Raw genomic sequence first — 22,509 nt, 5'->3', positions numbered from 1 at the left:
GCGCCCGCCGTGGCCCAGCGCCCGCCGTGCTCCAGTGCCCGCCGTGACGCCCGCGTCCCCCGTAGCCCAACGCCCGCGCCCCGCCGTGACGCCCGCGCCCGCCGTAGCCCGACGCGCGCGGTGAGGCCGCGAACGGCTCGACGCGGGGCGCGCGGGCGGGCGCGTCGCGGGTCCGGGAGCCTTCGCAGGCCGAGTGGCAGTGATTACTCTGTCTGCCAGGCGGCGCACCGGCGCCCCGCCCCGCACCGACCGGGCCCCGCGCGTGCGCGCGTCCCCGCGGGGACCTGCCACCGCAAGGAGTGAATCCCTCCACCGATGGACGGTTCGTCCTGTAGTACCCGCGCCGCCACCTCCCCGGAGGCGGCGGCATGATCGTCCCTCTTCTCCTGCTCGCCGCGGCCCTGCTACTCGTCCTCGCCAACGGGTTCTTCGTGGCCGCCGAGTTCGGCCTCGTGACCGTCGACCGCCCGGAGGCCGAGCGCGCCGCGGCCGACGGCGACCGCCGGGCCCGTACCGTCGTCGCCTCGCTGCGCGAGCTGTCCTTCCAGCTCTCCGGCACCCAGCTCGGCATCACCCTCACCTCACTGGTCGTCGGCATGCTCGCCGAACCCGCGCTGGCCCGGCTGCTGGCCGGGCCCCTCGCCGCGACCGGGCTTCCCGCGGGCGCCGTGCCGGGCGCCGCCCTCGTGATCGGCGTGGTCACCGCCTCCGCCGTCCAGATGGTCATCGGCGAACTCGTGCCCAAGAACTGGGCGGTGTCCCGCCCGCTCCAGGTCGCCCGTTTCGTGGCCGGACCGCAGCACGCCTTCTCCCGCTTCTTCCGGCCCGTCATCGCCCTGCTCAACGGCCTCGCCAACCGGCTCGTCCGGGCCGCCGGAGTGGAGCCCGCCGACGAACTCGCCTCCGCCCGCACCCGCGGCGAACTCGTCTCCCTCGCCCGGCACTCCGCGCGGGCCGGTGCCCTGGAACAGGACACCGCCGACCTCTTCGTCCGCACCCTGGCGCTGGGCGAACTGACGGCACAGCACGTCATGACGCCCCGGGTCCGGGTGAGCGCCCTGGAGTCCTCCGCGACCGCCGAGGACGTCCTGAACCTCACCCGCGCCACCGGGCTCTCCCGTTTCCCGGTGCACCGCGGCCGGCTGGACGAGGTCGTCGGCATGGTGCACCTGAAGGACGCGCTCGCCGTGCCGGCGGGGGAGCGGCTGCGCACCCCGGTCGGGCGGGTCGCCGTGCCGCCGCTGCTCGTACCGGGAACACTGCCCGTCCAGCCGCTGCTGGAGCGGCTCCGCGGCGAGCAGCCGATCGCCGTCGTCGTCGACGAGTACGGCGGCACCGCCGGTGTCGTGACGCTGGAGGACATCGTCGAGGAACTGGTCGGCGCGGTGCGCGACGAACACGACGGCGCCGACCGGCCGGAGCTGGCCCCGGCGCCCGGCGAGCACGGGCATCCCGCGTGGGACGCCGACGGCGGCTGCCGGCTGGACGCGCTCCGCCGCATCGGCCTCGACGCGCCGGACGGACCGTACGAGACGGTCGCCGGGCTCGTCGCCGGTCTCCTCGGCCGCATCCCGGAACCGGGGGACACGGCCGGGCTGCCCGGCTGGCGGCTGGTGGTGTGCGAGGTGGCGCACCACCGCGCGGAGCGGGTCCGCCTGGTACGGACGGCTGCCGCGCACCGGCCCGCGGGTGTGCCCGGCGGCCCCCGCGGCGCTGACCGGGACGGTGCTCCCGGGGCGGACACCGGGCGGGAGGCCGGTGACCGGCGCGCGGACGGCGGTTCCCGGTGCGCCGGGGACCGGGTGGAGGCGGGCGCGCGATGAGCCTGCTGCAACTGCTGTTCGCCGCACTCCTGGTGCTGGGCAACGGCTTCTTCGTGGGCGCCGAGTTCGCGCTGGTCTCCGTCCGGCGCAGCCAGATCGAGCCGCTCGCGGCCGGGGGCTCCGCACGCGCCCGTACCGTGCTGCACGGGCTGGAGAACCTCCCGCAGATGATGGCCGCCGCCCAGTTCGGCATCACCGTCTGCTCGCTGACGCTCGGCGCCGTCGCCGAGCCGACCGTGGCCGGGCTGCTGGAACCCGTCTTCCACGCCGCGCGGCTGCCGGACGCCGTCGTCCACCCGCTGGGTTACGCGATCGCGCTCGCCGCGGTCGTGGCCCTGCACCTGGTGATCGGCGAGATGGTGCCGAAGAACCTCGCGATGGCCGCGCCGGAGCGCACCGCGCTGCTGCTCGCTCCGGCGCTCGTCGCCTTCGCCCGGCCCTGCCGGCCGGTGACGGCCTTTTTCGGTGCCTGTGCCCGGGTGGTGCTCGGGCTGTTCCGGGTGGAGCCGAAGGACGAGGTCGAAGCGGTGTACACCCGGGAGCAGCTGGGCCGTCTCGTCGTGGACTCGAGCGAGGCCGGACTCCTCGGCCGCGGCGACCGGGAACGGCTCGCGGACGCGCTGGGACTGGGCAGCCGCCCCGTGACCGAGGTCCTGCTCGACCCGGCGGGGCTGGTCACGGTGGGCCCGCGGGTGACGCCCCGGGAGATCGAGGAGCTGACCGTACGGACGGGCTTCTCCCGCTTCCCGGTGCGCGCCGGGGACGGGGCGGACGCCTCCGGGTTCACCGGCTATCTGCACGTCAAGGACGTATTGGAACGGGACGAGGCCGACACCGCGCTGCCGGAGCGGGTGCTGCGGCCGATGACGACACTGCCCGCCGGCCTCCCGCTCGACGACGCGCTGACCGCGATGCGGCGCGCGGCGACGCATCTCGCCCAGGTCGCCGACGCGTCGGGGCGGGTGCTGGGGCTGGTCACGCTGGAGGACGTCCTGCAACGGCTGGTCGGTGAGGCGCACGACCCGGCGCACCGGTCCGTGGCGGGCGGCGCCGCCGCGGCGGATTCCGCCGCGGGGGCGCCGGAGCGGGACGGCGGCCGGGTCTCCGGGCCGCGCCCGGAGCCGGAGCTGCCGCCCCGGGAACGGAGGCCGCGGGCGCCGGTGGGCTGACCCCCGGGCCGCCTCGTGCCCGTGCCGAACGCGACCGCTGTGACGACGGCGAGCGAGGCCGCGTGCCCGCGCCGCCTGCCCGCGCCCGCGTGACGGTGCGGCCGGGGGCGGGGGAGTCAGGTCAGCGGATCGGGCGGGCCGGGGTCCATCGGGCCCCGGCCCGACAGCACCTCGCCGTACGCCTGCATCAGGTCCGGCAGCCGCAGCGTCGCCAGATCCTCACGGCTCGGGGTACCGCTGTAACCGGAGAGCCGCAGGTCGCGGTAGGCGCAGCTCTTCTCGTACAGGGTGCGCAGAAAGCGGCCGTTGCCCAGCTCGTCGATCCAGCCCTGGTCGACCACATGGCCGCTGATGCTGCGCAGCTCGTCCACGGCCTCCTCGTCCCAGCAGTCGCCGTTCTCCGCGGCCAGCACCTCCCCGATCCGGGTCAGTTCCAGCGGCCGGTAGCTGGGGAAGTCGACGCGGGTCGTGAAACGGGAGCCGAGCCCCGGATTGGCGGTGAGCAGCCGGTCCATGCCCTCCGGATAGCCCGCCAGGATGACGACGAGCCGGTCGCGGTTGTCCTCGGCTCGCTTCAGCAGCACCTGGAGGGCCTCGTCGCCGTACGCGTCACCCTTGCTGTAACCCGTGCCCGCGAGGCTGTACGCCTCGTCCACGAAGAGCACCCCGCCGAGCGCCGAGTCGATGAGTTCGTTGGCCTTGACGGCGGTCTGGCCGAGGAATTCGCCGACCAGGTCCGCCCGTTGCGCCTCCACCAGGTGGTCGCCGCCGAGCAGCCCGAGCGCGTAGAAGACCCGGCCGAGGATGCGGGCGACGGTGGTCTTGCCCGTACCGGACGGGCCGGAGAAGACGAAATGCCGCTTCGGGGGCTGCACCGGCAGGCCCTCGCCCGCCCGCAGCCGCGCCATGTGGAGCTGCGCGGACAGGGCCCGTACCTGCCGCTTGACGGGCTCCAGGCCCACCATGCGCTCCAGTTCGTCCAGGGCCTCCGCCAGCAGCACCGGATCGGGCGGACCGTCCGGCAGCCGCGGTACGGACGGCTGGACCGGGATGACGGCCTTCTCGCGTATGCCGTCGGCGTCGACGGGCGCGGTGCCCGGGAGCAGCCCGCCGGCGCCGGGCAGGCCGTCGGGGGCGGGATACACCGGCTGGTCGCGGCCGTCGGGCGGCGCGTCGGGGAGGAGCGGGTCCGGGTCGGCGGTCGCGTCCAGCGGGTCCGGGCCGCCGGCTCCGGCGAGGGAGACCACGGCCAGGTCCCCCGTGTCGAGCCCGTCCCCGTCGGCTATCGCCGCCAGCCGGGCGGCGGTGTCCATGAACGCCGGGTCGACCCGGTGCACGGCCCGGTAGAGGGGGAGGGCCGCCGCGCTGCGGCCGGTGCCCTCGTGCGCGCGGGCCAGCCAGTAGCGCAACTCCTTGCGCTGCGGCTGCTCGCTGCGGCAGCGCATGAGCGCCGCGGACAGCAGCGGCTCGGCCTGCCCGTACATCTCCAGCCGGACGCGTGCCATGCCGCCGAAGAGGCCCGCCTCGATGCCGAGCAGCGGGTCCTCCAGCAGCGGTTCGGTGTGCCGGACGAGCCGCTCCCAGTCCTTGACCAGATAGGCGCGGCAGGCGTGCAGGAAGCGCACCTGCGGGTCTGCGTCGACGGGCGGGCAGGCCGCGAGCGCGCGGTCCAGTTCCGGTACGTGCCGGCCGTCCAGCCAGTGCGAGGCGTGGGCCAGCAGCAGATCGCGGGGGCTCTCCAGCACGGGCTGCACCCACCAGCCCAGCCAGTACCAGGAGTTCAGCTTGCGGCGGTGCCGGGCGCGCTGCTCACCGAAGCGGTCGCGGTGCCGGTACATCCGCAGCAGAGCGGTCGTCGGGTCGACGCGCAGGGCGTGCAGCCCGAGCCAGGCGTCGGCCATGCCGGGGTCGTCCCGCACGGCGGACCGGAACTCCTCCTCGGCCTGGGCGTACGCGCCCATGGTGTACGCGTCGACGGCGCGCAGCCACGCCAGTTCGGCCGGGGCGTCCCGGCCCTGACCGCCGAAGTCCATCACGTCCGTCCCCCACTACCGTGCCCCCGTGGCGGCGGCCGGGCGGGCGCCGGACCGCAGCCAGTATGAACCGCCGCGCTGTGGACGGAAGTTGCCACATCCTCCCGTACGGCATCGTACCCGCGCAGGGGGTGGCAGCCGAAGGGGCCGCGCGCAGGTGGGACGGCGTGCGCGAGCGGAAGGCGGGCTTCAAAGGGGCTTGCGGAGGGCGGGAAACGGCGGTGACGGAGAGTGATCCATCGGCGGCCGGCTGTGCCCGAAATGCGGCGTGGTGGGCGTTTCCGGAGCAGAACGAAGCCCCCGATCACGGGGGAACAACCGGGGGCTTCGCGTCTGCGGGCGGTTTCTGACGACCGCTCAATAAGAACGTAAGACCTGTACGGCCCCCAGGTCAAGCGAAGTTCGGAGACCCGTGAGCGCTCCACCGGCGCTGGATTGCGCATCGACCGCGGCCGGTTACGGTCGGTGAAGGAGGAGGGTTCTCATTCGGCCTCGGCGGGCCCCGGCAGCCACACAAATCCCTCTGGCACCTGCCGTACCAGGACCTGAGCATGGGCGCGCGAGGGGTCGTTCGCGAAGTGCGCGCGCTCCGTCCGGATCCAGCCGTTCCAGAACTCGGACAGCTCCGGGCCGTCGCGCCGCCGTCCGCGCTCCCAGGCCGTGCCGGCGGGCACCTCCAGCCACAGCAGCAGCGCGAGCCACGGCCGCACGGCACGCCTCCCGGCGCCCACGCCCTCGACCAGCACCACCGGCTCGGGCGGCAGTTCGCGCCGCGCGGTGAACCGGCGGCGGTGCCAGTCGTAGACGCCGTACCGTGCGGTCCGGCCGCGGCTGAGAGGCGCGATCACCTCCTCGGCCAGCCGCCCGGTCCAGCCGAACAGCTCGTCGTGCGTGGCCAGATCGTCCAGATGCAGCACCGGCGCGCCGCCGAGCGCCTCCGCCAGCCCGGCGGCCAGCGTGCTCTTGCCGGAACCGGCGTGCCCGTCCAGCCCGACCAGCCGCACGGGGCCGCACGACGGCGGCAGGGCGCGCAGCCGGGCGGCGAGCGGGGCGAGACCGGAGGTGTCCATCCGTCCAACGGTACGGCCGGAGGGCTCCGCGGCCGCGCCCGGTCGGGAGGCGGGCCGGGCCGGGAGGTGACCCGGTCCGGAGGCGGGCCCGGACTGGAGGTGCGCCCGGTCCGGGGGTGCGCCCGGTCCGGAGGCGGGCCCGGCGCCGCGTCGCGCGGGCGACACCGCCCGGCACGGTTGCGGGCGGCGCCCGTTCCCCGTGCTCCATGTCAGTGGTATCGACCAATAATCATCGCGCCGGGCGTACGAGAACCCTGGCCGCGGGGCATGCTGACCGAGATAGTTGTCTCCCGGTGGCGACCCCGCCGGTCACCGCCGCGGTGTCACCCGCAGCCCTGTCAGTCCCACCGATCGGGGGAGTCCCGCCATGACCAGACCCGCTTCCCGGCGCACCGTACTGACCGCCGCGATCGCGACAGCCGCTGCGGCGAGCGCGGCCGCCGCACCCGCGGCGCTCGCCGCGCCGGACGCGCACCGCCGCACCGGCCGCCCGGCGGCCACGTCGCAGAGGGGGGTCGACCGGGTGGACTACCAGGGCTGGAGCACCCCGGCACAGTGGCGGACGGGCGCGGCCCGCGGTGTCCGCGTCGTCTCCGGCGACCGCGCGGGCGTCGTCATCGGCACCCCGGCGGGCACCACCGACTACACCGACCCGCACACGGGCAAGAAGGCCACCTGGGAGTACGCGACCTGGACGGGGCCGGTGCGGAACCTCGACACCCCGGCGAGCGAAGTCGTCACCTCCTGGAACGCCCACACCCCGGCGGGCACCTGGCTCCAGGTGGAACTGCGGGGCACGTACACCGACGGCGGCGACACCCCGTGGTACGTGATGGGCCGCTGGGCCGCGGGCGACGGCGACATGCGCCGCACCTCCGTCGACGACCAGTCGGACGACAGGAGCAGTGTCTGGACCGACACCTTCGCGATCGACGACACGGGCAGCGGGCTGCGCCTGGCCTCGTACCGGTTGCGGCTCACTCTGTACCGGAAGCCGGGCAGCGACGCCACCCCGAAGGTCTGGCGGCTGGGCGCGATGGCCTCCGACATCCCGGACCGCTTCACCGTCCCGGCCTCGGAGCCCGGCCCGGGCGCCGGACACGAGCTGACGGTGCCGCGCTATTCGCAGAACACCCACATCGGCCAGTACCCGGAGTACGACAACGGCGGCGAGGCCTGGTGCAGCCCCACCTCCTCGCAGATGATCATCGAGTACTGGGGCCGCAAGCCGACCGCGGACGACCTGGCCTGGGTCAATCCGGACTTCGCCGACCCGCAGGTCTGCCACGCCGCCCGCTATACGTACGACTACCAGTACGAGGGCTGCGGCAACTGGTCCTTCAACGCCGCCTACGCCGCGACGTACGACGGCATGCAGGGCATCGTCACCCGGCTCGGCTCCCTGAACGACGCCGAGAAGCTGATCGCCGCCGGAATCCCGTTCATAACGTCCCAGTCGTTCCTCGAAGAGGAATTGGACGGAGCGGGCTACGGGACGGCGGGGCACCTGATGTGTGTCATCGGCTTCACCGAGGACGGCGACGTGATCGCCAACGACCCGGCGAGCGACAGCAACGACGCGGTGCGCCACGTCTACAAGCGTCGGCAGTTTGAAAACATCTGGCTCCGCACCAAGCGCTACAACGCGGAGGGCAAGGTCAGCGGCGGCACGGGCGGGATCTGCTACATCTACTGGCCCGCGAAGCCCTCGCCCAAGCAGCGCCGGGTGCTGAAGGAACTGGGCGTCTGCTGACGGCGCGCCCCGCTTGCGCCCGCCCCCGCGCGGGCGGCGTACCGCCGGACGGTGACCGCGCTACCGCAGGCACCGGCAGGCACCGGCAGTCAGCGGCAGGCACCGGCCTCCGGCCGTCCCGGCCGCCCGCCCGCAGCCGTCGGGTGCCGTGACTCTGCGGGTCAGGTCGCCGAGGCGGGCGGCAGGTGCACCGTCATGACGAGCCGGCAGGTTCCGGTGCCCGCGCCCCGGTAGGCGTGGGGAGCGTCGCCGTCGAACGTGGCGGTCTGCCCGGCTTCGACGATGTACTCGGCGCCGTCGACGGTCAGGGCCATGCGGCCGGAGACGACGCTGACGGTCTCGACGACTCCGGCCTGATGGGGATGGCTGGGATACTCCTCGCCCGGCTCCAGTGCCCAGCGCCAGACCTCGGTGGGCGCCGGGCCCGTGGTCGTCAGCACGAGCCGGGCCTCGCTGCCCTGCGCGCCGGTCCACAGCGGCGCGACGGCGTCGGCGGTCACGACGCGGACGCGGCCCTCGGCCGGGCCTTCCAGCAGGGCGGAGACGGAGACACCGAGGGTGTCGGCCAGCCGGACCAGGGTGGCGAAGTTCGGATTGCCCTGCGCCTTCTCCAGCCCCACCAGGGCACCCTTGCTCACCTTGGCGCGCCTGCCGAGTTCGTCCAGGGTCAGGCCGGCGCGGGTGCGGGCCGCTCTGACGTTGTGCGCGAGCGTCCGCAGGGCGCGCTCTGCCCCGGCCATCCGATCACCCTCCTCGCGGCTGGACCACTCCGATGTACCGCCCGGTCGTTTGGTTGACAGGGCTTGGTCGGTTCGCTGTACGGTTTGGTCGTTCCATTGACATCGTACGGGATGTGCGAACGGTGATTGTTCCGCTGCCGGCCCGGGCGGCGGCCTCGCTCGCGGGTGCGCCGGCCTCCTCGACCACCTCGGCCTCTTCGGTCGTCCCGGTCGTCTCGGCGCCCGAAAGACCGGAATGCCGCGGGCCGTGACGAAGGCCCGGGTGCCGCGGACCGCGATGACCGCGGGCCCCGCCCCGTCTCCGGGGTTGCGGCAACAGCGCCGGCGGCCGGACCGCGTCGGCCCCGGAAGCCCTGAACCACACCCCGTACGCAGGCAGAAACGGAAATCCTCTCCCATGACCGCCTTCCGGCTCGCTCCCGCCGTCGCGGACGCCTTCCCCGACACCCTCATCGCCGTGGTCACCGCCACCGGACTGCGTGGCCACGAGCCGTGGCCGGACACCGCTGCCGCCCTGGAGTCGCTGGAGCGGCAGTTCGCCGACGGCGTGTGGCAGCCCGCCGACGAGCGCGACCCGCGCGTCGAGGCCTGGCACACCGCCTACCGTTCCTTCGGCACCAACCCCCGCCGCGTCCGCCCCAGCGTCGACGCGCTCGGGCGCCGCCTCGCCAAGAAGGGCAGCCTGCCGCGGATCAATCCGGCCGTCGACACCTACAACGCCGTCTCCGTCCGCCACGGTCTGCCCGCCGGTGCCTTCGACCTGGACCATGTGACCGGCGACATCGACATCCGCCACGCCGACGGCACCGAGGAGTTCACCCCGCTCGGCGAGCCCGGCACCATCGAGAACCCCAAGCCCGGCGAGGTCGTCTACGCCGACACCAGCGGTGTCCTCACCCGCCACTGGAACCACCGCGACGCCCACCGCACCCGGGTCACCGAGGACTCCGCCCGCGTCGCCTTCGTCCTCGAAACCCTCCACGCCGCCCGCGACGGCCGGATCCTCGAAACCGCCGCCGACGAGCTGCGGGAACTGCTCACCGGGCAAGCCGGCCGGACGGCCGTGCACTACCTCGGTGCGGCCCAGCCGCAGACCACGGTGTGAATCCCGCTGACCGCCCGGCCGGTACCGCTCCGGCCCGGCCCGGCGGTCGAACGCGACACGAACTTGACTGCCGTGCCGCGGACGCGGCGGACAGGGAGGTGCCTTTTCGATTTCTGATTCCGGAAAGGGGGCAGCCGGGCGAACGCGGATTCCGGGGCGCGGATCGACGCACCACGATGCTCAGAAGAGGCTGTCCCCCTCATGGTCATCTTGCGCAACCGATGTTTTTTGTTCCTCTGCTACGGCGCGGGCGACCTGCGGGTTCGCCGAGTGCGCCGTAATGCCGGGTACGGTGTTCGCACATTCGCCCGGTAGTGCTATGGCAACACAATGCCAATCATTCATGTGCTGTGCACGCGTCGAATTATCCGCAGTACAACGGTGACCGTTCAGTCCGCCCAAAAGGGCGGCTCGACAAGGGAGGTCACCGTGAGGAAGCCCAGACGAGCATTCACCGCAGCCCTGTCCGTCCTCGCACTCAGCGGGGCGATGCTGGCCGCCGGATCGGCCGCTCCGGCGAGCGCCGGCCCGTTCAACACCAAGCTGCAGACCCACCACAGCGGAAAGTGCCTCGACGTGGCGAACGCGAGCACGGCCGACGGGGCTTTCGTCCAGCAGTGGCGGTGCTACAGCACCGCCAACCAGAACTGGAACTTCACCTCGGTGGGCGACGGCTACTACACCGTGAGCGCCGATCACAGCGACAAGTGCCTCGACGTGGCGGAGGCGAGCGTCGCCGACGGGGGGACCGTCCACCAGTGGCGGTGCTACACCACGCCCAACCAGGAGTGGCGCCTCGTCCAGCGCCCCAACGGCTACTTCACGCTCGTCGCCCGGCACAGCGGCAAGTGCCTCGAAGTCACCGCGGGGAACATCTACGACGGAGCCGGCGTGGTCCAGCAGACGTGCGCCGCCGACCGGCCGTACCAGGAATGGCGCCTCCTCTGAGCCGCCGGCCGTGATCAGACGCCGCGCGGCGGACGGGCACCCCACCGCGGTCCCGTACTTCGCGCGGCGCACCGCGGTCCCGTGCCTCGCGCGGCGTCGACACGCGCCACACGGCCGGGCAGGGCCGGCACCAGGCGGAATCCCCTGCCGGGCGCCGCCGACGGCAGCCCGGCGGTGTGCGCGCCGCTCCCGGCGGTTCCCGTCACGGGCACGACCCGCGGGCTCGGCGTCCGGCGGCGTGCCTGCCGGGACGCCGGGTGGTTCGTCCGGCCGCGGGGGAGGGCCCGGCAGTCTGCCGGGCCCTGCGAACCGTGGCCGACGGCCGGGCCGTCACCGTCCGGATCCCGTCACCGCCCACATCACGTCACCGCCCGGATCCCGTCACCGCCCGGGCCCGCCGGCGGCCCGGCCGTTCGTCAGTGGCGGCGCGGCCGGGTGTCCGCCGGCAGGTGGCGGCGCAGTGTGGCGGCGAAGTCCTCGGCCATCTCCAGCCGGGCCCGCAGGGTTTCGCAGCGGGCGTCGGCCACCTCGCGGTAGGAGTCCAGCCGTTCGCGCAGGCGCTCGCGTTCCTCGTCGGCGGGCTGCTCGCCGGTGCCGGCCAGCCGGTCGGTGATGTCCAGCAGATCCCGCATCTCCTCCAGCGAGAAGTCCAGCGGCTTCATCCGCCGGATCACCATCAGGCGCTCGACGTCGGTCTCCGTGTAGAGCCGGAAGCCGCCCTTGCTGCGGGCCGAGGGGATGACCAGTCCCACTTCCTCGTAGTGGCGGATCGTGCGCAGCGACAATCCGGTCCGCTCGGCCACCTCGCCGATCTGCATCCGCCGCTGATCCGTCATCTCCCCATGGTCCCCTTCGTCGTTTCCCGCAGTTCTTGAAACCGTAAGGCAATGCAGCCTACGTGAGATGAATCACAGGATCTTGGCGGGTGTTCGCCTGCACTTCGTATGCCGCACGTCGCACTCTGCCCTTACGTCAGGGTAGTATTTCTCCGTGTTGACCGCTGCGGCCGTGTGCTGCCGCGCACCGGTGAACCGCCATGACGCGGGCCCCGCGGGGCCCCGGTGGCATCCGAAGACTTCCGGGCCATGATGCCCGACAGGCAGCGGAAGGCTGCCGTGCAGACCGGCCGGGCCCCGCTGATGTGGCCGGGCCGCCGAGGGGTTCCGCTTCTTCCGTGCGCGGAATCAGAACGTCGCGGACACCCCCAGGGGGCGCCGTCCGCCCGAACAGAAACGGTTGCATGTCCTCTCCGCTGTCCGCACTCCCCGGGCTTCGCATGTCCAGGCCCGACTGGCTCGCCTCTGTGAAGGTCTTCCGTACCGAGGTGCTGGCCGGTCTGGTCGTCGCCCTGGCGCTGATTCCCGAGGCGATCTCGTTCTCGATCATCGCCGGGGTCGACCCGGCCGTGGGCCTCTTCGCCTCGTTCACCATGGCCGTGGTCATCTCGGTCGTGGGCGGCCGCAAGGCGATGATCTCCGCCGCGACCGGTGCCATCGCCCTGGTCATCGCCCCGCTGAACCATGAGCACGGGCTGGGGTATCTGGTCGCCGCCGTCATCCTCGGCGGCGTCTTCCAGGTGATTCTGGGCGCGCTGGGGGTGGCCAAGCTGATGCGGTTCGTGCCGCGCAGCGTCATGGTCGGCTTCGTCAACGCCCTCGCCGTTCTCATCTTCATGGCGCAGGTTCCGGAGATGCGCGACGTGCCCTGGGCCGTCTATCCGCTCATCGCCGCCGGTCTGGCGCTGATGGTGTTCTTCCCCAAGGTCACCAGGGTGGTCCCGGCCCCGCTGGTGTCCATCGTCGCCCTGACCGTGATCACCGTGGCGGCCGGGATCGCGGTGCCGACGGTGGGTGACAAGGGCGAACTGCCGTCCTCGCTGCCGGTGCCGGGCCTGCCCGACGTCCCCTTCACCCTGGAGACGCTGGCCACCATTGCCCCGTACGCCTTCGCCTTCGCGCTGGTGGGCCTGATGGAGTCGCTGATGACGGCGAAGCTGGTCGACGACATCACCGACACGCACTCGGGCAAGACCCGTGAGTCCCTCGGCCAGGGCGTGGCCAATATCGTCACCGGCTTCTTCGGCGGCATGGGCGGCTGCGCGATGATCGGCCAGACCATGATCAACGTGCGGGTGTCGGGAGCGCGGACGCGGCTGTCCACCTTCCTGGCGGGCTCGTTCCTGATCGTGCTGGTCGTGATCTTCGGGCCGGTGGTCTCGGACATCCCGATGGCGGCTCTGGTCGCTGTGATGATCATGGTGTCGGTGGCCACGTTCGACTGGCACTCCATCGCGCCGAAGACCGTCAGGCGGATGCCGGCCGGGGAGATGATCGTCATGCTGGTCACCGTGGCCTGCGTCGTCGCGACCCACAACCTGGCCATCGGCGTCGTCGTGGGCTGCATCACCGCGATGGTGATCTTCGCCAAGCGCGTCGCGCACATGGTCAATGTCTCCGGTGTCGTCGACCCCGACGGCAACCAGGTCGTCTACGCGGTCACCGGCGAGCTGTTCTTCGCCTCCTCCAACGACCTGGTCCACCAGTTCGACTACCGGGACGACCCCGACGACGTCGTCATCGACCTCACCGACGCCCACATCTGGGACGCCTCCACCGTCGCCGCCCTCGACGCCATCGAGACCAAGTACGCCCAGCGCGGCAAGAAGGTCACCATCGTCGGCCTCAACCAGTCCAGCGCGGACATGCACCAACGCCTGGCCGGACAGCTGACCGGCAGCCACTGACGTCACCGGCCGCGAACCGCCGCGAACCGCCGCGAACCGCCGCGACCCACCCGCGGTACCGGCCGGCCCGCGTCCGGCGGACAGGGCCGTACGGTTCGAGCCGCCGGCCGCGGGCCGGCGGCTCCCGCCGGTCCGGGCATCCGATCGGACCGGTCCGCGGTGATCGGGTGCGCCCGGGGTGCGCCCTGCCAGGGTTGACGGCGAAAGGAGGCCTCGTGATCTCGGCACTCAACCAGCTCGTCGATCTCGTGGAGGAGCACCTCACCGAGGAACTCGACGTGCACGGCTTGGCGGGCGCGCTCGGCACGACCGAATACCACTTGCGCCGGATGTTCTCCTCGCTGGCCGGCATGCCGCTGTCGGAGTACGTGCGCCGACGGCGCATGACCGTCGCCGCCGGTGACGTCGTACGGGGCGAGGAGGATCTGCTGAGCATCGCAGTCCGGCACGGATACGGCTCGACCGAGGCGTTCGGCCGGGCGTTCCGCGCGGTGCACGGTGCCGGTCCCGGTGACGTACGCCGCGCCGGAGGCCCCCTGCGTACGCAACCGCAGCTCAGGTTCCGCCTGACCGTCGAAGGGAGCAGTCCCATGGACACCCGCCTCATCGAACGCCCCGCCTTCCGGCTGGTCGGACACGCAGCCCGGGTCCCCCTGATCCACCAGGGGGTCAACCCGCACATCCAGCAGCACATCGCCGCACTGCCGCAGGAGGAGCACGGCCGGCTGAAAGCCCTCAGCGACACCGAACCGGGGGGTCTGCTGCAAGTCTGCGACGACCTCGCCCCCGACGGCACGGAGGGCAGCGAACTGACCTATCTGCACGGGGTCGCCGTCTCCCGGGACACGCCGGTCCCCGCCGATCTCGACGCCATCGAGGTACCGGCCGGCACCTGGGCGGCCTTCCGCAGCGCCGGACCGCATCCGCAGGCCCTGCAGACGACCTGGGCCGCGACCGCGACCGAGTGGTTCCCGTCCAACCCGTGGCGGCTGCGGCCGGGGCCGTCGATCGTCACGGTCCTGGAACGCGCGGACGACTTCAGCACGGCGACCTGCGAGCTGTGGCTGCCCGTCGAACCGGCGTGACACACGGCGGGACCGCACCCGCAACCGCGGAACGCGATGAAGTGACCCTGCGAGGTCATAGGTTCCTTCCCCCGGTGCAGCCCGTCATGGTGGCCGGGCGCATCTCGACGGAGAAGGTCGCGGGTGAAGTCCTTTCAGGACGCACCGCGACGTCCGGCCGCGGCACGGCAGCCGCGGCCGGACGGTCGATCCAGGGGAATGAGAGGTTACTCGATGGGCAAGCTTCATCGGCTGTTCGGCGTGGCAGCCGCCTCCGCGGTCATGGTCGGCACCATGGGGGCGGCACCCGCCGTGGCGGTCCCCGAGGGGCCCGTCACCGTCCAGGGCATGTGCCCCGGTGACCCGCTCGACCTGCGGGCCAGGGCACTCAACGAGACGGTCGCCATCAAGGAGACCTACTACAGCTCGTCCGCCACGCTGAAGTCCGTCCCCCGCGGCACCACGATGGCCATTTACGGGCTCCACACCAACAAGTACGACAACTTGTGGATCAAGGTGCAGTACTCCGACCGCACGAACGACTGGTGCGGCTGGGTCTACGACGGCTGGATCGAGACGTACTACTAGCAATCCCGCGATCCAGCGGCGCTGTACGGCCGGGAGGGGCCCCTGCCAACGGCGCGGTCGGGGCGGGGGGCCGTCGAAGACCAGGCCGGAGAAGTCGTACGCCTCGCGCCCGTGCCAGTGTCGTACGACATCGGGGTTCACGGTGGAAACCGGTCACTCGCGGGCCGGGACTCCGCGGGGCCGGCGGCCGGCTGGACGGTGCGCGGCGCCGCTCCGCCCGCGGCCGGTCGCCGGGTCACGGCCGGGGGTTCTCCCGGTGCCAGCGCGGACGGGCGTCCGTGCCGCGGCGCCCGGCGGCCGACGCGCAGCGCGGGCAGACCCGTCGCACCCGGTCGGCGGCGCCGCCCGACTCGGGCAGGGCGTCCGTCCACGGAACGTGGGCGAACCGCCCGAGACGGGACTTGTCGAGCGACAGGCCGCACACGGTCTCGTTCCTGCCCTGCTCCCACGCGTGCACCTCGCCCGCGGGGAGCCTGCGCCCGTCCTCCGTGTCCCGCCACTGGCCCGAGGCCGCCACTCGATACTGCTTCCGCACCGGCATGCGGCACCGGTTTCCCCGGCAGGCGCCGGCCACACCTGGCGCGGCGGCCCCCGCCGGACCGGCGGACGCCCCGCGTCCCGCTGCCGGGCGTCAGCTCTCCTGCGGGACCGCCGCCGGCTGCCGGCCGCCGAACCGCCCGCGCCAGGCCAACGAGACGTAGACCAGGGCGATGAGGACGGGAACCTCGATGAGCGGGCCGACGACGCCGGACAGGGCCTGGCCGCTGGTGACACCGAAGGTGGCGATGGCGACGGCGATGGCCAGCTCGAAGTTGTTGCCCGCGGCGGTGAAGGCGAGGGTCGCGGTGCGGTCGTAGGCGAGGCCGACGGCCTTGCCGAGGGCGAAGGTGCCGAACCACATCAGCGCGAAGTAGACCAGCAGCGGCAGCGCGATGCGGGCCACGTCCCAAGGCTGCGAGGTGATCGTCTTTCCCTGGAGGGCGAAGAGGATGACGATGGTGAACAGCAGGCCGTAGAGCGCCCAGGGGCCGATCTTCGGCAGGAAGCCCTGCTCGTACCGCGCGCGGCCCAGCTTCTTCTCGCCCAGGCGCCGGGTGAGGAAGCCGGCGAGCAGCGGGACGCCGAGGAAGATGACGACGTTGAGGGCGATCTCCCACATGGAGATGTCCAGGCGTTCGCCCCGGCCGAGGCCCAGCCAGCCGGGGAGCAGGTCGAGGTAGAACCAGCCGAGCAGGCCGAAGGCGATGACCTGGAAGACGGAGTTCAGGGCGACGAGGACGGCGGCGGCCTCGCGGTCCCCGCAGGCCAGGTCGTTCCAGATGACGACCATGGCGATGCAGCGGGCCAGGCCGACGATGATCAGGCCGGTGCGGTACTCGGGCAGGTCGGGGAGGAAGATCCAGGCGAGGGCGAACATCACGGCCGGTCCGGCGATCCAGTTGACCACCAGCGAGGAGACCATGAGCTTCCGGTCGCCGGTGACCGCGTCGAGCCTGTCGTAACGGACCTTCGCCAGCACCGGATACATCATGACCAGCAGCCCGAGGGCGATGGGCAGCGAGATGCCGCCGATCTCGACCGCCGCCAGCACATCGTTCATTCCGGGAACGAGCCGTCCCAGGCCCAGGCCGGCCGCCATCGCGAGCAGGATCCAGACCGCGAGGAAGCGGTCGAGGGTGGAGAGCTTGGCGGCGACCGAGGTGTTCTCGCTCGTCGCGGTCGGGGCGGTGGGGGTCACGGACAGGCCCTCTTCGTGTCGGCGGCGATCGTGGTGCGTGCGGTGGCGGCCAGCTCGGCGAAGGAGCCGGCCAGCGCCTCGATGACGTCGGGTCGCAGCCGGTAGTAGGTGTAGCGGCCGCACGGCTCGGTGTCGACGACCCCGGCCTCGCGCAGCACTCGCAGATGGTTGGAGAGGTTCGTCTGCCGCGCACCGGTCTCCTCGACCAGGTGCGTGGTGCACAGCGTCTCGTGCGCGAGCAGGGTCACGATCTTCAGCCTGAGCGGGTCGGCCAGCACCCGGATGAGTTCAGCCTCGACTGACGTCAGCATGGGCTGATACTGTCATATCAGCGTCGGCTGACGCCAGCAGGCGGTGACGGGACGGTCGCCGCCGCCCCGCTCCCGTGAGGCAGAGAGAACCCGAGATGACCGACAAGCCCTCCGTGCTCTTCGTCTGTGTGCACAACGCCGGCCGCTCGCAGATGGCCGCCGCCTGGCTCACTCACCTCGCCGGAGACCGTGTCGAGGTGCGCTCCGCCGGTTCGCAGCCGGCGGACCGGGTCAATCCGGCCGCTGTCGAGGCCATGCGCGAAGCCGGCGTCGACATGTCCGCCGAGATCCCCAAGGTGCTCACCACGGACGCCGTCCGTGCCTCCGACGTCGTCATCACGATGGGCTGCGGCGACGCCTGCCCGGTGTTCCCCGGCAAGCGTTACCTGGACTGGCGGTTGGAGGACCCGGCCGGGCAGGGCGTCGCGGCCGTCCGGCCGATCCGCGACGCGATCAGGACGCGGGTCGAGACGTTGATCGCGGAGATCGCACCGGCCCCCGCCGGCTGACCGGCAGGGCCCGCGCCGGTCCGGGGCACGCCCCGGACGCCCCCCCCCGGCGGCCTGCCGGCCGGGGCTTTCCGGCCCGCCGCCGACCGCCTCCGGCCTTCCGGTCGCTCTCAGCCCTCCGGCGGCTCCCCGGCCCTCCGGGCGCCGCTCCCGGCCGCGTCCCGGGACTCCGGGCCGCCGCCGGTGGTCGGCGCTCCCGGGATTTCCAGGACTCCGGGAAGCCGCCCCGCCGCCGCTCTCAGGACTTCGGGAGCCTGCCGCCCAGTCGCCGCAGGGCCGTCAGGAACTCCCTGTTGGTCGCGCCCTTGACCAGGTACTCCGTCACTCCGGCGTGCCGCATCTCCCCGACCGCGCCGCTGTCGCCGTGCGCGGAGAAGGCCAGGATCCCGGTTCTCGGTGACCGGCGGGCTATCTCACGCGCGGCGTACGGGCCGCCGCCTGGGAAGCGGACGTCCAGGACCGCGAGGTCCGGTGTGTGGCGGCCGGCGAGCCGTATGGCTTCCTCGGCGTTCTGCGCCGTGGCGACGACCGTCATGTCCGGCTCGGACTCCACGACCTCGCGCAGCACCTCCAGCAGCATGATGTTGTCGTCGCAGATCATGACGTCCAACTGCCGGGGAGGGGCCTTCGGGCCGGATGCCTCCGCGGTCACGGTCCCTCCTCCTCGGCCGGGGAGGGGGAAGCACCGTCCCCGGTCGCGGCGGGCGGGGATGTGCCGTCACCGGCCGCGGCGTCGGGGGACGCGCCGTCCCCGGCCGGACCGGGTGTGGGCACGTCGTCCTCGGAGGTGGACGGCAGGTCCGGCACCCAGAACTCCACCGTCGTCCCGGCGCCCGGCTCGCTGCGCAGGGACCACCAGCCGCCCGCCGACTCGGCCCGTTCGCGCATCTCCATGACGCCGAAGTGCCCGTGGTAGGCCGTGGGGTCGAGGGGCCGGCCGTTTCCGTCGTCCTTGACACGGGTGAGCAGGCCGTTGTCGACCGATTCCAGGCTCAGTGCGACCCTGCTCGCGTTCGCGTGCTTGTGGACGTTCAGCAGCGCCTCCTGGACGATCCGGAAGATCGTGACGGCCCGTTCGGGCGACGGCTCACGGTCGATGCGGTGCTCGAACGAGTGCGTGAGCCCCCATGATTCCACCACATCGCTCAGATGGCTGGTCAATGCCTCGACCAGACCGTGCCGGTCGATGCCCGGCGGATGCAGACGGAAGGTCAGGTTCCGCAGCCGGGTGACGGCGTCGCGCACGGTGTGGTCGAGCTGGGCCAGTTCGGCGGCGTACGGCTCCGGCATCCGGCCGGCCAGCAGTTGGAGGCGCATGCCGACGGCCACCATCGACTGGATGGTGTCGTCGTGGACGTCCCAGGCGATCCGCTGGCGCTCCTGCTCCTGGCCTCGTACCAGATGCTCGAACAGCCGCCGGTGCTCGGTGAGCGCCTGTTCCGCGGCGCGCCGTTCGGTCATGTCACGGGTGACCTTGCCGAAGCCGCGCAGTACGCCGTCCTCGTCGAACAGGGCGGTGATGACGACGTTCGCCCAGAACCGCGATCCGTCCTTGCGGATCCGCCAGCCCTCGTCCTCGAGCCGTCCCTCGGCCACCGCGGTCTCCAGCTCGCGCTGCGGCTTCTGCGCGGCGACGTCCTCCGGCGGGTAGAAGGTCGAGAAGTGCCGGCCGATGATCTCGTCGGCGCGGTATCCCTTGATGCGTTCCGCCCCCGCGTTCCAGCTGCTGATGTGCCCGCCCGGGTCGAGCATGAAGATGCCGTAGTCCAGCACTCCCTGGACCAGGAGGGTGAAGGCCGTCTCCGAGGCCTGGCGTCTGGCCGGGCGGCCGGTTCCGGAGGAGTCCTGCGGCGCTGTCAATCGAGGAGTCCTTCCCGGCGTGCGATCGTGACGGCTTCCAGCTGGGAGCGGGCTCCGAGCTTCTCCAGTACGCGGTGGATGTGGTTCCGCGTGGTGTTCACGGCCACCCCCAGCCGTTTGCTGATCTCTGCGGTGCTGAGCCCCTCGCCGAGCAGGTGCAGGGTCTCCCGCTCCCGCGGGGTCAGCGCGGCACCGATGCCCCGGGTGCGGCCGGTCAGCCGGTCCAGGACGCCGCCCAGCAGTTCCCGGCTGAACACGACCTCGCCCCGGCCCACCCGGCGCACCGCGTCCTCCAACTCCTCCAGCCCGGAGGCCTTGAGCACCAGCCCGGCCCCGCCCGCCTCCGCCACCCGGGCCGCCACGGAAGCGGTCGCCTCGCCCGCCAGGACGAGCACCCGCGCCCGCGGCAGGGCCTCCTGGAGCGGGGCGATGGCGGAGATGCCGTCCCCGTCCGGCAGCCGGCGGTCCAGCAGGACGACATCGGGTTCGTACCGTTCGGCGTCCTTGAAGGCCTCCGCCATCGAACCGGATCGTCCGACGACCTCCAGGTCCGGTGATCGGTCGAGGGCCAGACGTAGTGCCTCGGCCACCATGTCGTGGTCCTCGACGAGCAGGACCCGGATCGGTTCACCGGTAGCTGGGGACTCTGGCATCAAAAACAATCCTCGGTCACGGGGAATCGGCGAACAGAGGTTACGGCAGGGGCCGCGTCCGTGGGACAGCCGGTGGTTCCGGTGGCTCCTGTGCCGCCCCGCCGGTGCCGTCCGGCGGGGCCGGATCCGCCGCACGGCAGGCGAGCACCTTGCCGGCGCCCGAGAGGTCGAACAGGCGGGCCACCTGGCTTCCGACGCCGGTCACATACATCTCCGCGCCGGCCCGCAGTGCCGCCAGGCGGGCGCCGAGCAGGGCGTTCAGCCCGGCACAGTCGCAGAAGACGACTTCCGTGAGGTCTATGCGGAGCTGTTCCGGCCGCCGGTCCAGGCAGAGGGTGACCGTGGCCCGTACCCCGGGGGCGGTGTCCAGGTCGAGCTCGCCGGAGAGGTAGACCACCGCCACACCCGACCGGACGACCGTGCGCGTGTGCAGCAGCGCGGTGCTCACGTCGGCTCCCCCGGGACGGGCGAGGGAATGAAAGGACACCCCCGTCGCAGGTCACCACAGCTACTCCCGGAATGCATCAGCAGACGTCGCATCTCTACCTCAACATAGTTACTGGAAGCCAACTCCAATTAGTGAATCCGCACTATATCCGGAAGTCAACAGTCCGTGATCCCGGCCGTTGGCCGCGACGACGCAGGCCGGCCGTCCCGGGTTCGGCCCGGCGCCCCGGCCGACGCGGCCCGTACGGGAGGAAGCCGTACGGGAGCCCGCTCGTACGGGGGAGCCTGCCGGTGCGGGAGGAAACGGTACGAGACCCCGCCCGTGCGGGAGGAAGCCCGCAGGAGAGCCCGCCCGTGCGGCCGGTGCCGCGGTCACCGGCAAGCGCCCTTCGGCCCCGCGCCGTCCCGCGTCCGCCCCCGCGCCCGTCACCGCCCGGCAGCCGCCCGGCGGATGCCGTACCAGCAGGCGCCCGCCGCCAGCACGGCCGTCCCGGAGAGCACCGAGGAGAGCGGCAGCGCGAACGCGAGGGCCAGGCAGCCGGCCAGTCCGAGCACCGGTACGGCCCGCGCCGGACGGCCCTCGGCGGGGGTGAGCGTCCAGGCGGCGGCGTTGGCGACGGCGTAGTACGCCAGGACGCCGAAGGACGAGAACCCGATGGCACCGCGGAGATCCGCCGTGGCCGCCACGACCGCCACCACGGCGCCGACCGCCAGCTCGGCCCGGTGCGGCACCCGGTACCGGGGGTGGACCGCGGCGAGGGCGCCCGGCAGGTGCCGGTCCCGCGCCATCGCCAGGGTGGTGCGCGAGACACCCAGGATGAGGGCCAGCAGCGAGCCGAGCGCGGCGATCGCCGCGGTGACGCGTACGACCGGGACCAGCGCCGGAACGCCCGCGGCGCGGACCGCGTCGGCCAGCGGCGCGGACGCCCGCCCCAGCGCGTCACTGCCGAGCACGGCCAGCACCGCGACCGCGACCGCCGCGTACACCAGCAGGGTGATGCCCAGGGCGAGCGGGACGGCGCGTGGAATGGTGCGGGCGGGGTCGCGCACCTCCTCGCCCAGGGTGGCGACGCGCGCGTAACCGGCGAAGGCGAAGAACAGCAGGCCCGCCGCCTGCAACAGCCCGCCGAACGCCGCGTCGCCGCCGAGGCCCAGCCGTGCGGTGTCCGCGGCGCCCGAGGTGAGCGCCGCGACCACCACGGCGGCGAGCACGGCCAGGACCACCGCGACGACGGCCCGGACCAGCCAGGCGGACTTCTGCACCCCGGTGTAGTTCAGCGCGGTCAGCGCCAGCACGGCGGCCACCGCGACCGCGTGCGCCTGGTCCGGCCAGACGTACGAGCCGACCGTGAGGGCCATGGCCGCGCAGGAGGCGGTCTTGCCGACGACGAAGCCCCAGCCGGCGAGGAAGCCCCAGAACTCGCCGAGCCGCTCGCGGCCGTAGACATAGGTGCCGCCGGAGGCCGGGTAGCGGGCGGCCAGCCGGGCCGAGGACGTCGCGTTGCAGTACGCGACGACCGCCGCGACGGCGAGGGCGGGCAGCAGGGCCGTCCCCGCGGCCCGGGCGGCGGGTGCGAGTGCGGCGAAGATCCCGGCGCCGATCATCGCCCCGAGGCCGATCACGACCGCGTCGGACACCCCCAGCCGGCGGCGCAGTGGTTCCGGCGTCCCGGTGGCGGGCGGCTTGCTCACGGGTGCACTCCTCGGTCTCCTCGGGGCGCGCGGCCCCGGCTGCCTCGCGGCACCGGGCCCGGCGGGTCGGTGTACGCCGGTCCACGGGGCGGACCTGCGGAAGCGGTGTGCCGGGTTCTCGCGCGGCGGCCCCGGCCGTCCGGACCTATTCTGGGGGCGGGCCCCGCACTCCGGGGGCCCGCCCCCGGAGCGGACCTCTCGTGTTCCGGGCTCGGACTTCTCGTGTTCCGGGCGCGGACCTCACGCGTTCCGGGCGCAGTCCC

The 22,509-nt window shown here is 73.0% G+C and carries 21 protein-coding genes; 9 read left to right on the top strand and 12 right to left on the bottom strand.

The window, feature by feature from the left end; all coding sequences use genetic code 11:
- The first annotated feature begins 368 nt into the window (after positions 1-368).
- Positions 369-1,823: a hemolysin family protein gene (locus GCU69_RS18050; protein WP_156206619.1), complete on the top strand. Its 1,455-nt coding sequence runs from the start codon at positions 369-371 to the stop codon at positions 1,821-1,823.
- Positions 1,820-2,992: a hemolysin family protein gene (locus GCU69_RS18045; RefSeq protein ID WP_156206618.1), complete on the top strand. Its 1,173-nt coding sequence runs from the start codon at positions 1,820-1,822 to the stop codon at positions 2,990-2,992. Before GCU69_RS18050 ends, GCU69_RS18045 begins: the two co-directional genes overlap by 4 nt.
- 116 nt (positions 2,993-3,108) lie before the next feature.
- Here the strand turns inward: GCU69_RS18045 and GCU69_RS18040 are convergent, their stop codons facing one another.
- Together GCU69_RS18040 and GCU69_RS18035 are read right to left on the bottom strand one after the other, a co-directional pair.
- Positions 3,109-5,025 carry an AAA family ATPase gene (locus tag GCU69_RS18040; RefSeq protein WP_098750781.1) on the bottom strand — a complete coding sequence of 639 codons (1,917 nt, stop codon included), beginning with the start codon at positions 5,023-5,025 and terminating at the stop codon, positions 3,109-3,111.
- A gap of 482 nt (positions 5,026-5,507) precedes the next feature.
- Positions 5,508-6,095, bottom strand: coding sequence for a uridine kinase family protein (locus GCU69_RS18035; protein WP_098750780.1), 588 nt, complete (start codon positions 6,093-6,095; stop codon positions 5,508-5,510).
- Between the two features lie 367 nt (positions 6,096-6,462).
- Here GCU69_RS18035 and GCU69_RS18030 point away from each other — a divergent pair, with 367 nt between their 5' ends.
- Positions 6,463-7,848, top strand: coding sequence for a peptidase C39 family protein (locus GCU69_RS18030; RefSeq protein ID WP_156206617.1), 1,386 nt, complete (start codon positions 6,463-6,465; stop codon positions 7,846-7,848).
- Between the two features lie 161 nt (positions 7,849-8,009).
- Here the strand turns inward: GCU69_RS18030 and GCU69_RS18025 are convergent, their stop codons facing one another.
- On the bottom strand, positions 8,010-8,588 hold the full coding sequence (locus GCU69_RS18025; RefSeq protein WP_156206616.1) for a helix-turn-helix domain-containing protein: 579 nt from the start codon (positions 8,586-8,588) through the stop codon (positions 8,010-8,012).
- Between the two features lie 397 nt (positions 8,589-8,985).
- Here GCU69_RS18025 and GCU69_RS18020 point away from each other — a divergent pair, with 397 nt between their 5' ends.
- Complete coding sequence (locus GCU69_RS18020; RefSeq protein WP_156206615.1) at positions 8,986-9,693, top strand: B3/B4 domain-containing protein; 708 nt, start codon at positions 8,986-8,988, stop codon at positions 9,691-9,693.
- Positions 9,694-10,122: 429 nt separating this feature from the next.
- Complete coding sequence (locus GCU69_RS18015) at positions 10,123-10,641, top strand: RICIN domain-containing protein (protein WP_170315879.1); 519 nt, start codon at positions 10,123-10,125, stop codon at positions 10,639-10,641.
- Between the two features lie 416 nt (positions 10,642-11,057).
- On the opposite strand, the gene GCU69_RS18010 is transcribed toward GCU69_RS18015, so the two are convergent.
- Positions 11,058-11,477 (bottom strand): MerR family transcriptional regulator, encoded by a 420-nt coding sequence (locus GCU69_RS18010; RefSeq protein WP_098750775.1) that lies wholly within the window; start codon positions 11,475-11,477, stop codon positions 11,058-11,060.
- Between the two features lie 404 nt (positions 11,478-11,881).
- Here GCU69_RS18010 and GCU69_RS18005 point away from each other — a divergent pair, with 404 nt between their 5' ends.
- From GCU69_RS18005 to GCU69_RS17995, 3 genes are all read left to right on the top strand, one after another.
- The gene (locus tag GCU69_RS18005) at positions 11,882-13,384 is read left to right on the top strand and encodes a SulP family inorganic anion transporter (RefSeq protein WP_098750774.1); all 1,503 of its coding nucleotides are present in this window, start codon (positions 11,882-11,884) and stop codon (positions 13,382-13,384) included.
- A gap of 215 nt (positions 13,385-13,599) precedes the next feature.
- Entirely contained in the window at positions 13,600-14,469 is an 870-nt protein-coding gene (locus tag GCU69_RS18000) for an AraC family transcriptional regulator (RefSeq protein ID WP_098750773.1), read from the top strand.
- A 213-nt stretch (positions 14,470-14,682) separates the two neighbouring features.
- Positions 14,683-15,036 carry a hypothetical protein gene (locus GCU69_RS17995; protein ID WP_098750772.1) on the top strand — a complete coding sequence of 118 codons (354 nt, stop codon included), beginning with the start codon at positions 14,683-14,685 and terminating at the stop codon, positions 15,034-15,036.
- A 235-nt stretch (positions 15,037-15,271) separates the two neighbouring features.
- Here GCU69_RS17995 and GCU69_RS17990 read toward each other — a convergent pair whose 3' ends face one another.
- The 3 genes from GCU69_RS17990 to GCU69_RS17980 form a co-directional block, all read right to left on the bottom strand.
- Positions 15,272-15,577: a hypothetical protein gene (locus GCU69_RS17990; protein WP_156206614.1), complete on the bottom strand. Its 306-nt coding sequence runs from the start codon at positions 15,575-15,577 to the stop codon at positions 15,272-15,274.
- Positions 15,578-15,667: 90 nt separating this feature from the next.
- Positions 15,668-16,774, bottom strand: coding sequence for an ACR3 family arsenite efflux transporter (gene arsB, locus GCU69_RS17985; RefSeq protein ID WP_098750770.1), 1,107 nt, complete (start codon positions 16,772-16,774; stop codon positions 15,668-15,670).
- Positions 16,771-17,085 carry an ArsR/SmtB family transcription factor gene (locus tag GCU69_RS17980; protein WP_156206613.1) on the bottom strand — a complete coding sequence of 105 codons (315 nt, stop codon included), beginning with the start codon at positions 17,083-17,085 and terminating at the stop codon, positions 16,771-16,773. The genes arsB and GCU69_RS17980 overlap by 4 nt, the downstream gene beginning before the upstream one ends.
- Positions 17,086-17,180: 95 nt before the next feature.
- On the opposite strand from GCU69_RS17980, the gene GCU69_RS17975 reads away from it, so the two are divergent.
- Positions 17,181-17,594 carry an arsenate reductase ArsC gene (locus GCU69_RS17975; RefSeq protein WP_098750768.1) on the top strand — a complete coding sequence of 138 codons (414 nt, stop codon included), beginning with the start codon at positions 17,181-17,183 and terminating at the stop codon, positions 17,592-17,594.
- Positions 17,595-17,832: 238 nt separating this feature from the next.
- Here GCU69_RS17975 and GCU69_RS17970 read toward each other — a convergent pair whose 3' ends face one another.
- The 5 genes from GCU69_RS17970 to GCU69_RS17950 all read right to left on the bottom strand — a co-directional run bounded on the left by GCU69_RS17970 (position 17,833) and on the right by GCU69_RS17950 (position 22,246).
- On the bottom strand, positions 17,833-18,246 hold the full coding sequence (locus GCU69_RS17970; protein WP_218037949.1) for a response regulator: 414 nt from the start codon (positions 18,244-18,246) through the stop codon (positions 17,833-17,835).
- A complete protein-coding gene (locus tag GCU69_RS17965; protein ID WP_218037948.1) occupies positions 18,243-19,454 on the bottom strand; it encodes a PAS domain-containing sensor histidine kinase in 1,212 nt (403 codons plus the stop codon). Before GCU69_RS17965 ends, GCU69_RS17970 begins: the two co-directional genes overlap by 4 nt.
- Positions 19,451-20,107: a response regulator transcription factor gene (locus tag GCU69_RS17960; protein ID WP_098750767.1), complete on the bottom strand. Its 657-nt coding sequence runs from the start codon at positions 20,105-20,107 to the stop codon at positions 19,451-19,453. The genes GCU69_RS17965 and GCU69_RS17960 overlap by 4 nt, the downstream gene beginning before the upstream one ends.
- 40 nt (positions 20,108-20,147) lie before the next feature.
- The gene (locus tag GCU69_RS17955) at positions 20,148-20,555 is read right to left on the bottom strand and encodes an STAS domain-containing protein (RefSeq protein WP_098750766.1); all 408 of its coding nucleotides are present in this window, start codon (positions 20,553-20,555) and stop codon (positions 20,148-20,150) included.
- A gap of 425 nt (positions 20,556-20,980) precedes the next feature.
- Positions 20,981-22,246 (bottom strand): APC family permease, encoded by a 1,266-nt coding sequence (locus GCU69_RS17950; RefSeq protein WP_156206612.1) that lies wholly within the window; start codon positions 22,244-22,246, stop codon positions 20,981-20,983.
- Between the last annotated feature and the right edge of the window lie 263 nt (positions 22,247-22,509).

Origin of the sequence: Streptomyces lycii, assembly GCF_009735685.1 — a bacterium.
Lineage (GTDB): Bacteria > Actinomycetota > Actinomycetes > Streptomycetales > Streptomycetaceae > Streptomyces > Streptomyces lycii.
Note: the sequence above shows the minus strand (reverse complement) of the source record. Positions and strands in the feature narration are given on the sequence as shown.

Coding starts and splice junctions, on each gene's coding strand:
- GCU69_RS17990 (WP_156206614.1), bottom strand. CDS start 15,577: ATGCCGGTGCGGAAGCAGTATCGAGTGGCGGCCTCGGGCCAGTGGCGG.
- GCU69_RS18050 (WP_156206619.1), top strand. CDS start 369: ATGATCGTCCCTCTTCTCCTGCTCGCCGCGGCCCTGCTACTCGTCCTC.
- GCU69_RS18010 (WP_098750775.1), bottom strand. CDS start 11,477: ATGACGGATCAGCGGCGGATGCAGATCGGCGAGGTGGCCGAGCGGACC.
- GCU69_RS18040 (WP_098750781.1), bottom strand. CDS start 5,025: ATGGACTTCGGCGGTCAGGGCCGGGACGCCCCGGCCGAACTGGCGTGG.
- GCU69_RS17995 (WP_098750772.1), top strand. CDS start 14,683: ATGGGCAAGCTTCATCGGCTGTTCGGCGTGGCAGCCGCCTCCGCGGTC.
- GCU69_RS17980 (WP_156206613.1), bottom strand. CDS start 17,085: ATGCTGACGTCAGTCGAGGCTGAACTCATCCGGGTGCTGGCCGACCCG.
- GCU69_RS17975 (WP_098750768.1), top strand. CDS start 17,181: ATGACCGACAAGCCCTCCGTGCTCTTCGTCTGTGTGCACAACGCCGGC.
- GCU69_RS18030 (WP_156206617.1), top strand. CDS start 6,463: ATGACCAGACCCGCTTCCCGGCGCACCGTACTGACCGCCGCGATCGCG.
- GCU69_RS17960 (WP_098750767.1), bottom strand. CDS start 20,107: ATGCCAGAGTCCCCAGCTACCGGTGAACCGATCCGGGTCCTGCTCGTC.
- GCU69_RS18045 (WP_156206618.1), top strand. CDS start 1,820: ATGAGCCTGCTGCAACTGCTGTTCGCCGCACTCCTGGTGCTGGGCAAC.
- GCU69_RS18005 (WP_098750774.1), top strand. CDS start 11,882: ATGTCCTCTCCGCTGTCCGCACTCCCCGGGCTTCGCATGTCCAGGCCC.
- GCU69_RS18020 (WP_156206615.1), top strand. CDS start 8,986: ATGACCGCCTTCCGGCTCGCTCCCGCCGTCGCGGACGCCTTCCCCGAC.
- GCU69_RS18025 (WP_156206616.1), bottom strand. CDS start 8,588: ATGGCCGGGGCAGAGCGCGCCCTGCGGACGCTCGCGCACAACGTCAGA.
- GCU69_RS18035 (WP_098750780.1), bottom strand. CDS start 6,095: ATGGACACCTCCGGTCTCGCCCCGCTCGCCGCCCGGCTGCGCGCCCTG.